We start from the raw sequence: 11,643 nt of genomic DNA, 5'->3' as shown, positions 1-11,643 counted from the left end.
CCCGCCGGTCGAGGACGGCGCAGGCGGTGGACATGGCGGCCGGGGCGGTGAGCAGCGGCAGCGAGGCGGCGGCCGTGGCCAGGCCCACCGCCAGGACATCGGCGAAGAGCGCGAACCGGGGGCCGAAGAGTTCGCCGGGTTCGCGTTTGGTGGCCGTGGCCATGGTCACCCCTTCAGTCCGGAGCCGGCCATGCCCTCGACCAGGAACCGCTGGAAGGCGAGGAAGAAGAGCACGATGGGCAGCAGCGCGAACACCGACATCGCGAACATCGGCCCGAACGCCGACTGGCTGGAGGCGTCCACGAACGACCGCAGCGCCAGGGTCAGGGTGAACTTCTCCGGCTCGAAGAGATAGATGAGCTGGGTGAAGAAGTCGTTCCAGGTCCAGATGAAGGTGAAGATCGCGGTGGTGATCAGCGCCGGGCGGGTCAGCGGCAGGATGACGCTGAAGAAGGAGCGGAACGGCCCGCAGCCGTCGATCCGGGCCGCCTCCTCCAGCTCCCGCGGCAGTCCGCGCATGAACTGCACGATGAGGAAGACGAAGAAGGCGTCGGTGGCCAGGAACTTCGGCAGGATCATCGGCCAGTAGGTGTTCACCATGCCGAGCTGGTTGAAGATGATGTACTGCGGAATGAGGATGGCGTGGTGCGGCAGCATGATCGTCGCGATCATGAACGCGAAGAGCGGGCCGCGCATCCGGAACCGCAGCCGCGCGAAGGCGTACGCGGCCAGCGAGCAGCTGATGACGTTGCCGAGCACCGCACCGCACGCGATGAGCAGCGAGTTCCACAGCAGCCGCCCGACGCCGACCTCGTTCACCCCGTCCAGGGCGGTGGAGTAGTTGCCCCATGCGAAGTGGCTGGGCAGCAGCCTGAGACTGGCGATGACCTCGTCGGCGGGTTTGAACGAGGTCGCCACCAGCCAGGCCAGCGGATAGAGCATCACCAGTAGCACGGCGATCAGGCAGATGTGCAGGGTGATCCGGGCGGGCGCGGGGCGCTTGCGCGCCGCGCCCGGGGCGGTGATCGGGGTGGTGGACGGGGCGGTGGTCATCGGCCCCCCTCGTTGGTGTCGTTGGCGTAGAAGACCCAGGCCCGGGAGGTCCGGAAGAGCACCGCGGTGACGAGCCCGATGGCCAGCAGGAGCACCCACGCCATGGCGGAGGCGTAGCCCATGTGGGAGGCGGTGAAGCCGCGGTCGTAGAGGTAGAGGGTGTAGACGAGCGTGGAGTCCGCGGGCCCGCCCTTGCCCGCGCTGACCGCGAAGGCGGGGGTGAAGACCTGGAACGCCTGGATCATCTGGAGCACCAGGTTGAAGAAGAGCACCGGGGAGAGCATCGGGATGGTGATCGAGCGGAACTGCCGCCACCAGGAGGCCCCGTCGACCGCCGCCGCCTCGTACAGCTCGGCGGGTATCTGCTGCAGCCCGGCCAGGAAGATCACCATGGGGGCGCCGAACTGCCAGATGGTCAGCAGCGCGACCGAGAGGATGGCCCAGCCGGGTTTGTTGATCCAGCCGCCGATGTCGATGCCCATGCCGGAGAGCAGGTTGTCGACCGAGCCGCCGTCGTTGAAGATCGCCCGCCAGACGAGGGCGATGGACATCGACGCGCCCAGCAGCGAGGGGGCGTAGAAGGCGGAGCGGTAGAAGCCCTTGCCGCGCTTGACCGACTTCAGCGCGATGGCCACGGCGAGCGCCAGCGCGAGCTGCAGCGGCACCGCGATCACCACGTACGTCAGGGTGGTGGTGACCGACCGCCAGTAGCGCGGGTCTTCGGTGAACATCTGGGTGTAGTTGCGGAAGCCGATCCACCGGGGCGCGTCGAACATGTTGTAGTCGGTGAACGACAGGTACAGGGACACGGCCATGGGCAGCAGCGTCAGCACGGTGGCGCCGATCACCCAGGGGGACAGGAACACCCAGGCGGCGCCCTGCCGCTCGCGCTTGCGAGCCCGCTTGCCACCCGTGGCGGGGGGCGCGGCGTCCGGGGGGCGGGTCGCGGTCGCGGTCATCGCCTCAGCTCCGCCTTCGCCTCGGTGATGTAGTTCTCCGCCGCCTCACGCGGCGACATGCGCTCGTAGGACACCTGGTCGTAGTCGCGCGAGAAGGTGGACTGCAGGGAGGCGTCCCCCTTGGGCGGCGCGGGCGGCGGGTCCTTGAGCTTCCCCTCGAACTGCTTCTGGTAGGTGGAGACGACCTGGTCGAAGCCCTCCAGCTTGGGCAGTACGTCCTGCCGCATGGCGTCGTTGGCCGGGATGCCGCGGGTGGCGCCGAGGATGGCGCCCGCCTCCTTGTCGTTGAGCAGGAAGTCGATGAACTGGGCCGCCTGCTTGGGATGTGCGGTCTTGGCCGAGGCACCGAAGAACATCGACGGTTTGAAGTACTGCCCGGGGGTGCCGTCCTCGCCGACCGGCATCGGCGCGAGCTTCAGCCCCTCCCCGACGATGGGCGCGAAGCCGCTGGAGGGGGCGTCCCAGTTGAAGTCGGAGACGGACTTGAGCCGGCCCAGCGGGGTGTTCTCCACCGTGCCGTCCATCTGGGTGGTCTGCTCGGCCGGCACGACCGCGCCCTCCTTGCGGAGCTTGGTGCACCACTCCCAGTAGCGGGTCAGGTCGTCGGCGGTGAAGCCCAGCTTCTCGTCCTTCGTGTAGAGGGCCTTGCCCCGGCTCCGCAGCCAGATCTCGAACACGTCCTCGCTCTGGCCCAGGTCGGTGGAGCCCACCCGCCCCCGCGTCGCCTTGGACGCCGAGAGCCTGCGCATGGCGTCGGCCCAGTCGTCCCAGGTCCAGGTCAGAGTGGGTTCGGGGACACCCGCCTTGCGCCACAGCGCGGCGTCGTACACCACCGTCTCGGTGCCGCGGGCCACCGGCAGCGCGTACTGCTTGCCGTCCACCACCCCGGTGGCCAGCAGCCCCTTGTCGATCTCCGAGGTGCGCAGCTGGGGGTGTTCGCCGAGGTCCAGCAGGATGCCGGAGGTCGCGTACTGGTTGATCTGCCGGTAGTCCAGCTGCATCACATCGGGGGCGTCACCGCCCGCCGCCTGGGTGGCCAGCTTCGCCTTGTAGGTGTCGAAGCCCGCGAAGGACGTCGCGATGTCGATGTCGGGGTGGCGCTGCTCGAAGAGCTCGACGGCCTTATCGGTGCGGGCGGCCCGGTCGGGGTTTCCCCACCAGGTGAACCGCAGGCTGACCTTGCCGCCCGAGCCGCCGCCGCCATCGCCGCCGCAGCCCGTGAGGGTCCCTCCGAGCGTGAGCACGAGTGCCAGGGCCAGGGACGTCCTTGTCCCGTTTCCGCGCATACCGGAGCCGACCTCCCTCCATGATCATTTCGTTGAGCGTGCGTGGTGGTGTCCACGGCGGCTATTCGCCGTAGTAGGGGAGCGTGACACCGGGCAGTTCGTACTCGTCCCGGCGGCCGCACATGCCGTAGCCGCCCCGGCGGCTGGGGCCGGTCGCGGTGACCCGCGCCTGGGCGAGGTGCGCGGGGTCGCCCGCGGCGAGCGCGGTGAGCTGCTCGCCGGTGCGCCGCGCGGCGGCGAGCGCCCCGTCCCGCCAGCGCGGCTCCCACTCCTCCACCTTGGGCGCCACGATGCGCGCCGCCGCCTCATGGAAGGCGCGCAACGGAGCGTCGTCGCCCTTCTCGGCGGCGGCCCGCAGCGTCAGATAGCCCTCGACCGCGAGGTCCCGGCGGCGCCGGGCGGCGGCGTCGGCCTCCGGCCCCTCCTTGGCGGGCAGCGCGGCGGCCGCCGCGTACCGCCCGGGGTCGGCCAGCACCTCGGGCGGGAAGGTGAAGACGGCGTCCCCGGCCTCCGGCAGCCCGCTGTTCTGCATCAGCACGGTCACCTTCAGGCCGCCGCCCTGCACCATGCGGTGGATGGTGCCGGGGGTGAACCACACCACCGAGCCCGGCTCCAGGGGCGTCTCGGCGAAGCCGTCCGCGAGGGTCAGGGTCTGCACGGCGCCACGTCCGGCGGTGACCACGTACGCCTCGGTGCAGGCGAGGTGGAGATGGGGGCTGCCGCCGCACACCCCGTCGGCGGCCTCCCACTCGTACGCGCTGATGTGGGAGAGGCCCACACCGCCCGGCAGTGGGGCGGACATCGCGGTCATCGTGCTCACCACCCGTGGTTCTTGAGGTAGTTCTCCGCGTGCGCCCGGTCCCAGGCGCCGTCGGCGACCACCACCCGGTAGCGGTAGCCGAAGGACTCCCCCGGCGCCAGCTCGAACTCCTCGAAGAACGCCCAGGAGGGGGCGACCGAGGGGATGGGTTCGGAGCGCACGAACCAGTGGGAGGCGTGGATGGCGGTCGCGCTGTCCAGGTTCTCCGGGGCATGGGCGAACAGCAGGGTGGAGTGCCCGTCCACGCCGTCGTGCTCACCGGTGAAGGCGATCCAGGGGGCGTCGGCGGCCGGGGTGCCCATCAGGTCCGAGGCGCCCTTCTCGCCGTCGCCGCCGCGCCCGTCCGGGCCGATGACATCGCCGCCGGTGAAGTCGCGCGGGCCGCGCCAGTTGAGCCCGGTGTACCCGGCCATCTCCCGGCCCGCGGTGGTCGGGGAGCCGAAGCGCAGGGCCTCACCGCGGATGTTGGTGAGGTGGATGGACCAGTCCAGGGCCCAGGTGCCCTCCTCCGGCTCCACCGAGTGGAGTTCGATGGTGCGCAGCTCCCGCGCCCACTCCTGGCCGCCGTTCTCGACCCAGGTGAGGGTCTCCACGAAGCGCAGCCGGTCGTCGGTGACCGTGAACTCCTCGAAGCCGTCGTGGCGCATGGAGCCGACCCGCTCCTCGACCCGCTGGTAGCCCCGCTCGGGGCCGAGGTAGGAGTTGCCGCCCCAGAAGTTCTGGCCGGACAGGTGGCTCGAGGTCATCTGGAGGCCCTTGTGCCAGCGGTGGTCGTTCGGCCGGTAGCCGGAGACCGGGTTCCCGGCCAGGGTGCGCAGCGGGTGGGCGTAGGGCTTACGGGCCTCGAAGGCGTCCGGGTCGGGCCGGTAGACGTAGGCCATCAGCTCGACGCCGCCGGAGGCGACCGAGATCCTGCTCCCGTGGGTGTGGGTGACGGTGATGATCTGGGTCATGCGGCCTCAGCTCTCCTTCGTGGTGGCGTGCGCCGCCCCCGGCGCCCACTGGGGGTGGTTGCCGTGCATGGCGTCGTAGTACGGGTCCCCGGGCGTGATCTCGCCCGCGTACACGGGCCGCCCGGTGAAGGCCGCCTTGTAGAGCGCGGCGATGAACTCCAGGGTGCGGCGGGCGTCCGGGCCGCTGCCCGGGGGCCGTACGCCGTCGCGCATCGCGTCCAGCAGCCCGGACAGCTGGGCCCCGTGCGAACTGGGCAGATCGGCGGCCGGGGTGCGCCAGCGCCGCTGCCGGGCGGGCTCGTCGCGGACGTGCGGGGCGGGGGTGTAGACCCAGTCGTCGTTGCGGTGGCCGTAGAGGTGGGTCAGCTCCACGGTGGCGTCCGCGCAGTCGATCCTGATCCGGCTGACCTCGTCGGGCGAGAGCACGCTGTTGACGACGGTGGCCATGGCGCCGCTCGCGAACCGCACCAGCGCGGTGGAGACGTCCTCGCTCTCCACCGCGTGGACCAGCCGGCCGGCCATGCCGCGGACCTCGGTCCAGTCGCCGAGGAGGTGGAGCAGCAGATCCATCTGGTGGATGCCGTGGCCCATGGAGGGGCCGCCGCCCTCGGTCTCCCAGCGGCCGCGCCACGGCACCGCGTAATAGGCGGCGTCGCGGTGCCAGGTGGTCTGGCAGTGGGCCACCAGCGGCCGTCCCAGTGCGCCCTCGGCCAGCAGTTCGCGGGCGTGGACGGCGCCCGAGCCGTAGCGGTGCTGGAAGACCACCGAGGCGTACGGACCGCCCGCCTCCTCCTCGGCCCCGGCTATCGCGTCGTACTCGGCCAGCGTGAGGCACAGCGGCTTCTCGCACAGCACCCAGGCGCCGGAGCGCAGCGCGGCCACCGTCTGCTCCCGGTGCAGGGAGGGCGGAGTGCCGATGAGCACCAGGTCGGGGCGCTCGGCCTCCAGCATGGCCGCCACATCGGTATAGCCGGTGACGGCGAAGGTGCCGCCCTCGGCCGCCGCGGCGCGGAAGGCGTCGAGCCGGTCCGCGGCCACGTCGACGGCGGCGACGAGGTCCACACGGTCGGCGTGATCGCGCAGTGCGGGCAGATGGCTGCCGCTGACGATTCCTCCCGTGCCGACCACTGCGGCACGGATACGGGCGGTGGCTGCTGCGGCCATGGGCTAAGGCTCCTCGCGCGGGGGAAAGCGCTTGCTGAGGAGGACCCTAGGCATGGTCCGGATGACAGGACAAGACCCCGGCGGGCAGAATCGCGCCGCCCATGGGCCGCTCGCCGGCTGCTCGTGGGCCGCCCGTGGGGCCGCTCATGGGCCGCTCGTGGGGTGAGAGCATGGAGGCGCCCGACCAGCGCGCACGGCGTACCGGAAAGTGACCACCCAACGGAGGAAACATGGCAGTGACCCTGGCCGATGTGGCGGCGCGGGCTCGGGTCTCGGCGGCCACCGTGTCGCGCGTCCTGAGCGGCAACTACCCGGTGGCGGAGTCGACCCGGGCCCGGGTGCTGCGCGCCGTCGACGAGCTGGAGTACGTGGTGAACGGCCCGGCAAGCGCTCTCGCCGCCGCCACCTCCGATCTGGTCGGGGTGCTGGTCAACGACATCGCCGACCCCTTCTTCGGCATCATCGCCGGCGCCGTGCAGGCCGAGATGGGCGCAACCGTCGGCGAACCGGGCCGGGGCGCCGAGAAGCTCGCGGTCATCTGCAACACCGGTGGATCGCCCGAGCGCGAGCTGAACTACCTCACCCTGCTGCAACGGCAGCGCGCGGCCGCCGTCGTGCTCACCGGCGGCGCGGTCGAGCACCCCGACCACGCCGCCGCCGTGGCCGCCAAGGCGTCCCGGCTGGCCGCGTCGGGCACCCGGGTGGTGCTGTGCGGCCGCCCGCCGATCGAGGACGCCACCACCCTCGCCTTCGACAACCGCGGCGGCGCCCGCCGGCTCACCGAACACCTGCTGACCCTCGGCCACCGCCGGATCGGCTATGTGGCGGGCCCCGCCGAGCGCACCACGACCCGCCACCGCCTGGAGGGCCACCGGGCGGCGCTCACCGCGGCCGGAGCGGACCAGGACGCGGAGCGGCTGACCGTGCACGGTCTGTACGACCGCGCCTCCGGCTACGACGCGACCCTCGAACTGCTGCGCCGCGAACGGACGTTGACGGCCGTCGTGGCCGCCAACGACACCATCGCGCTCGGCGTCTGCGCGGCCCTGCGCGACCAGGGCCTGCGGATCCCCGAGGACGTCTCGGTCGCGGGCTTCGACGACCTCCCGTTCAGCGCGGATGCGGTTCCCGCCCTCACCACGATGCGGCTGCCCCTGCACGAGGCGGGCGCACGGGCCGGCCGGCTGGCCCTGGGCCGCGAACCGCAGCCGCCGGGCGGGGTGGCGATGGTCCGCGCCGAACTGATGGCCCGCGCCTCCACGGCACCGCCACGGGCCTAGGACGGAGGCCGGGGGTAGCGGAGCCGCGGGACGAGTGGAGCGGGCGGGTCGAATACCGTCCCGCGCAGCGCAGGCTGTGGTTGGTGCTGTCCGCCGTGTTCACGTCGTGGGCGGCGATCGGCCTCCTGCTGCTCCTCGCCGGGATCGGCCCGCTCGGCTTCGCCCAACTGGGCCTCGTCGCGGTGTGGTTCGTGCCCTACCTGCTCAACTGCGCGTTCGGCCGCACGATCACGGACGAGCGGGGGATACGGGCCTGGCGGCCGTGTCGCCGACGGGGGTGCGCCTGGACGGACGTCGCGGACATCACGGCACGGCGGAAGAGCGGGGGCAGCGAGGTGCGGTACGACATATGGCTGTACGTGCACCGGGTCGACGGCCGGTCGTTCCGCCTTCCCGCTCCGATGACCTCGTCAGCCTTCCAGGACGAGGAATTCGAGGCCAAGCGGGAGGCGATCGTCCAACGGTGGCGGCACGCCATCGGCGACGAACCCGCACCCGGGCCATGAGCCGGGCCGTTGGCCCCGACCGTTGGTCCGCGACCGTTGGCCCCCGGCCGCTGGTCCCCGACCGCGTGCCATCGCCCCGGTGATCGGCGGGTGCGTGAGGGAGGAACCACTCCGGAGGCGGAGGCCGGGCCCGAAGGGCTGACCGGGCCACGGATACGGATACGGATGCGGACACGGATGCCTCCCCGCTGCCCCCTCTTCCCAAATACTTGATGTGACGCAACTATGAGGTCAAGCAATGACGGCGGGGATACGGAAGGGATGCCGGATGGGACCGCGCGACGATCTTGACCTGGCTGTGGACGAGGTCCGCGACTTCAGCCGGATGTACACCCGGCTGATCGGCGTCCTCGACTACCCCGGGCAGCTCAACACCCCCTACACGCTGAGCGAGGCCCGCATCCTCTACGAGCTGGCCCAGCGCGAGCGCACCCATGTCTCGGCGCTCCGGGAGCGCCTGGGGGTCACCGCCGCGCATCTGAGCCGCACGCTGAGCCGGTTCGAGGAGAGCGGGCTGGTGACGCGCGAGCGCCACCGCCGCGACGCCCGCTACCAGGAGGTGCTGCTCACCGCGGAGGGCCGGGCGGCGGCGGAGGACCTGGACCGGCGCTCGCGGGAGGCGGTGACCGGACTGCTGGCCAAGGTCCCCAGGAACGAGCTGAGGCGGCTGCGGGAGGCGCTGGCGACCGCGCGCAGCGTGTTCACCGGGCCGGCGGAGCCCGAGGTGCGGCTGCGCGGGCCGGAGCCGGGGGACCTGGGCTGGATCGTGCAGCGCCACGGCGCCGTGTACGCCCGGGAGTTCGGGTGGAACGCCGAGTTCGAGGCCCTGGTGGCCCGGATCGTCGGAGAGTTCGGCGCGGGCCACGACCCGGCCCGCGAGCGGGCGTGGATCGCGGAACTCGACGGCCGCCCGGTGGGGTCGGTGCTGTGCGTCCGGGACGAGCGCCCCGACACCGCCCGGCTGCGGCTGCTGCTCGTCGACCCGGAGGCGCGGGGGCGGCGCATCGGCGAGCTGCTGGTGGGCACGTGTGTGGACTTCGCCCGCGCGGCCGGGTACCGCGAACTGGTGCTGTGGACCAATGACGTCCTGACCTCCGCCCGCCGGATCTATGAGCGGGCCGGATTCGAGCTGATCGCCGAGAAGCCTCACCGCGGCTACGGGTCGCCCCTGGTCGGCCAGGACTGGCGGCTCGCGCTCCGGGACGCCGCGCGGAGCTGAGGGCGCGACCCGATGTGACGCGGATCACCGGCAGCGCGGTGCGCGCGGCGGACAGGGAGGAGTGTGGAGACTTCACTGCGCGCCCGCGTGCGCGCCGGAGACCCGGATGCCTTCGGGCAGCTCTTCGACGAGAACGCCTCGGTGATCTACCGGCACTCCGTCCGGTTGACCGGCAACTGGGTCACGGCCGACGACATCGTGTCGCTGACCTTCCTGGAGGCGTGGCGGCTGCGCGAGCGGCTGCTCCCGGGTGACGGCAGCCTGCGCCCGTGGCTGCTGGGGATCGCGACGAACGTCACGCGCAACACCGCGCGGGCGGCGCGAAGACACCAGGCCGCGCTCGCCAAACTCCCGCCGACGGTCTTCGAGAACGTCGGAGCCGCCTTCGACCAGGCCACCCTGCTGCCCGAGCTCAGTGCCGCGCTCTACCGCGCCGTGGCCAAGCTGCCGGACGTGCGCGTCGTGAAGAACGTCAAGGACGGCGCGGGCCGGACCGGTATCGGCCTCACGTACACCAACCGCAGGAACCCTTCGAAGACCACGAGCGGCTATTGGGTCTTCGACTCCGAGAGCCTGGCCTACCTCGGAACGAACAGGAGCGCACTCCTGGACGTTGCCGTCACCGATGAAAAGGGCGAGGTGACGGCGGTCGGCGCATCCTGAGCCGGCCGTCAAGCCGACACAGGGCGTCCGCTCCGGCGGGCGCCCTGCCGGGGTTACCCATGACGTGGCGTCACCCCGTCCGGAAAACCGCTCGCGCGGGCGGGCCGATACGGGAAGGATCAGCGGACATACACGGCGCGTACGGCACGACGGGCCCGTACGGCACACGGCAACGGGCGGGCGACGTACGGACCACGTACGGACCACGGACGACGTACGAACGACGCACCCGCGCGGCGCGTCGGAACGGCACAAGAGCAAAGGGCGTACCCCTGAGTACCCAGCAGGTCATCGAGTGGACCGAGGACGGCCGGACCCGGACCGCCCAGTGGCGCTCCGAGAGCGGGGCGCCGCCGCCCCGGCGGGTCGCGATCGCGGACGACCGGATGCCCGCCGACACCGCCCACCGCCTCGTCTGCGAGGGCACCGCGCTGCTGTGGCGCGGCGACTACCAGGGCGCCCGCCAGCTGCTGACGGCGCTGGCGCGCCGGATCGACCGGGGCCCGCGCCGGGCGAAGGAGCGGCGGGCACCGGCGGCGTCACCGGCCGAGGCGTTCCACCGGCACCGCCAGGCGCAGTCCCGGCGTGCCCGGCTGCTGGGGATGCTGCTGGTGCCGCTGGACGCGGACTTCGGCGTTCCGCTGCGTCGGGCGCCGGACGTGCGACAGGCGTGCGCCGAGGCATACGGCCCGGCGCGGGGCCCCTCGGTGGTCTCGCTCCGTGAATTGCTCGGGCTGATCGGGGCGCACGAGTGGCGGGAGAAGGGCGTCAAGGTGCGGGCGCTGGGCGGGGACCGCGTCCATCCGCACTACGGGGTCTTCTCGCCGGTGCGCGGCGAGTACGTCGATCTGGTGGCCGAGGCCCCACTGCCCACGCAGGAGCTGGCCTTCGACATCGGCACCGGAACCGGCGTCCTGGCCGCCGTCCTCGCGCGGCGCGGCATCGAGCGGGTGGTGGCCACCGACCAGGACGCACGGGCGCTGGGGTGCGCCCGCGAGAACATGGCCCGGCTGGGCCTGTCCGCGCGGGTCGAGGTGGTCGAGGCCGACCTCTTCCCGCCGGGCCGCGCCCCGCTGGTGGTCTGCAATCCGCCCTGGGTCCCCGCCCGGCCCTCCTCACCGCTCGAATACGCGGTCTACGACCCGTCGAGCCGTATGCTGCGCGGTTTCCTGAACGGCCTGGCCGGGCATCTGACCCCCGGCGGCGAGGGCTGGCTGATCCTCTCCGACCTCGCCGAACACCTCGGGCTGCGGCCACACGCCGAACTCCTGGCCGCCTTCGACACGGCGGGCCTGACGGTGGTGGACCGACTGGACGCCCGCCCCACCCACCCCCGCGCCTTCGACCCCACCGACCCCCTCCACGCGGCCCGCGCGGCGGAGGTGACGTCCCTGTGGCGCCTGACGGCGGATTGAGCGAGGCGGCCTGAGGCCGCGATATCGCGCCGAGCCCGCAGGCTGCTACGAGTGGCCCGCGGCCACGGCAGGGATCGCGCGTTCCCCCGCGCCGCCCGGGGCGGCTGAGGAGGGGGCCCCGGGCGCTCGCATGCCTCTCAGCCACCAGGGCGAGGCGTCTCCCGGACGCCGTCCGCGGGTGCAGCGACCACGGCCCTGCCCTGGGGCATGACCCGACCGCCACCCGGGAACACCGGCGGCTCGCGGGCCCGGGGTGGGTCACGGCCGAAGGGGACACGACGGCCGGGCCACCCGACAAGACACGCCGCAGGCGTGATCGGCACGG

Annotated in this window: 11 protein-coding genes; 5 read left to right on the top strand and 6 right to left on the bottom strand. The window is 72.5% G+C overall.

The window, feature by feature from the left end; translation table 11 throughout:
* Positions 1-165: 165 nt before the first annotated feature.
* From AXW62_RS08515 to AXW62_RS08490, 6 genes are all read right to left on the bottom strand, one after another.
* Positions 166-1,053, bottom strand: coding sequence for a carbohydrate ABC transporter permease (locus tag AXW62_RS08515; RefSeq protein WP_174556366.1), 888 nt, complete (start codon positions 1,051-1,053; stop codon positions 166-168).
* Positions 1,050-2,012, bottom strand: coding sequence for a carbohydrate ABC transporter permease (locus tag AXW62_RS08510; protein ID WP_060943963.1), 963 nt, complete (start codon positions 2,010-2,012; stop codon positions 1,050-1,052). The genes AXW62_RS08515 and AXW62_RS08510 overlap by 4 nt, the downstream gene beginning before the upstream one ends.
* Positions 2,009-3,298 (bottom strand): ABC transporter substrate-binding protein, encoded by a 1,290-nt coding sequence (locus AXW62_RS08505; protein WP_060943962.1) that lies wholly within the window; start codon positions 3,296-3,298, stop codon positions 2,009-2,011. The genes AXW62_RS08510 and AXW62_RS08505 overlap by 4 nt, the downstream gene beginning before the upstream one ends.
* A gap of 61 nt (positions 3,299-3,359) precedes the next feature.
* Positions 3,360-4,109: a cupin domain-containing protein gene (locus tag AXW62_RS08500; protein ID WP_060943965.1), complete on the bottom strand. Its 750-nt coding sequence runs from the start codon at positions 4,107-4,109 to the stop codon at positions 3,360-3,362.
* Between the two features lie 5 nt (positions 4,110-4,114).
* Positions 4,115-5,071 (bottom strand): DUF6807 domain-containing protein, encoded by a 957-nt coding sequence (locus AXW62_RS08495; RefSeq protein ID WP_060943961.1) that lies wholly within the window; start codon positions 5,069-5,071, stop codon positions 4,115-4,117.
* A 6-nt stretch (positions 5,072-5,077) separates the two neighbouring features.
* Positions 5,078-6,235 carry a Gfo/Idh/MocA family protein gene (locus AXW62_RS08490; RefSeq protein WP_060943960.1) on the bottom strand — a complete coding sequence of 386 codons (1,158 nt, stop codon included), beginning with the start codon at positions 6,233-6,235 and terminating at the stop codon, positions 5,078-5,080.
* A gap of 230 nt (positions 6,236-6,465) precedes the next feature.
* Here AXW62_RS08490 and AXW62_RS08485 point away from each other — a divergent pair, with 230 nt between their 5' ends.
* The 5 genes from AXW62_RS08485 to AXW62_RS08465 all read left to right on the top strand — a co-directional run bounded on the left by AXW62_RS08485 (position 6,466) and on the right by AXW62_RS08465 (position 11,318).
* Positions 6,466-7,515 carry a LacI family DNA-binding transcriptional regulator gene (locus AXW62_RS08485; RefSeq protein WP_060943959.1) on the top strand — a complete coding sequence of 350 codons (1,050 nt, stop codon included), beginning with the start codon at positions 6,466-6,468 and terminating at the stop codon, positions 7,513-7,515.
* Positions 7,516-7,598: 83 nt separating this feature from the next.
* A complete protein-coding gene (locus tag AXW62_RS08480) occupies positions 7,599-8,021 on the top strand; it encodes a hypothetical protein (protein ID WP_060943958.1) in 423 nt (140 codons plus the stop codon).
* Between the two features lie 268 nt (positions 8,022-8,289).
* The gene (locus AXW62_RS08475) at positions 8,290-9,240 is read left to right on the top strand and encodes a bifunctional helix-turn-helix transcriptional regulator/GNAT family N-acetyltransferase (RefSeq protein WP_244503127.1); all 951 of its coding nucleotides are present in this window, start codon (positions 8,290-8,292) and stop codon (positions 9,238-9,240) included.
* A 63-nt stretch (positions 9,241-9,303) separates the two neighbouring features.
* Positions 9,304-9,903 carry a sigma factor gene (locus AXW62_RS45570; RefSeq protein WP_244503126.1) on the top strand — a complete coding sequence of 200 codons (600 nt, stop codon included), beginning with the start codon at positions 9,304-9,306 and terminating at the stop codon, positions 9,901-9,903.
* Between the two features lie 386 nt (positions 9,904-10,289).
* On the top strand, positions 10,290-11,318 hold the full coding sequence (locus tag AXW62_RS08465) for a methyltransferase (protein ID WP_060943957.1): 1,029 nt from the start codon (positions 10,290-10,292) through the stop codon (positions 11,316-11,318).
* Positions 11,319-11,643: the final 325 nt, after the last annotated feature.

This window comes from Streptomyces hygroscopicus subsp. hygroscopicus (assembly GCF_001553455.1).
Classification (GTDB): Bacteria; Actinomycetota; Actinomycetes; order Streptomycetales; family Streptomycetaceae; genus Streptomyces; species Streptomyces hygroscopicus.
The sequence above is the reverse complement of the archived record's forward strand: the minus strand, read 5'-3'. Positions and strand labels throughout refer to the sequence as shown.

Coding starts and splice junctions, on each gene's coding strand:
- AXW62_RS08515 (WP_174556366.1), bottom strand. CDS start 1,053: ATGACCACCGCCCCGTCCACCACCCCGATCACCGCCCCGGGCGCGGCG.
- AXW62_RS08510 (WP_060943963.1), bottom strand. CDS start 2,012: ATGACCGCGACCGCGACCCGCCCCCCGGACGCCGCGCCCCCCGCCACG.
- AXW62_RS08505 (WP_060943962.1), bottom strand. CDS start 3,298: ATGCGCGGAAACGGGACAAGGACGTCCCTGGCCCTGGCACTCGTGCTC.
- AXW62_RS08500 (WP_060943965.1), bottom strand. CDS start 4,109: ATGACCGCGATGTCCGCCCCACTGCCGGGCGGTGTGGGCCTCTCCCAC.
- AXW62_RS08495 (WP_060943961.1), bottom strand. CDS start 5,071: ATGACCCAGATCATCACCGTCACCCACACCCACGGGAGCAGGATCTCG.
- AXW62_RS08490 (WP_060943960.1), bottom strand. CDS start 6,235: ATGGCCGCAGCAGCCACCGCCCGTATCCGTGCCGCAGTGGTCGGCACG.
- AXW62_RS08485 (WP_060943959.1), top strand. CDS start 6,466: ATGGCAGTGACCCTGGCCGATGTGGCGGCGCGGGCTCGGGTCTCGGCG.
- AXW62_RS08475 (WP_244503127.1), top strand. CDS start 8,290: ATGGGACCGCGCGACGATCTTGACCTGGCTGTGGACGAGGTCCGCGAC.
- AXW62_RS08465 (WP_060943957.1), top strand. CDS start 10,290: ATGCCCGCCGACACCGCCCACCGCCTCGTCTGCGAGGGCACCGCGCTG.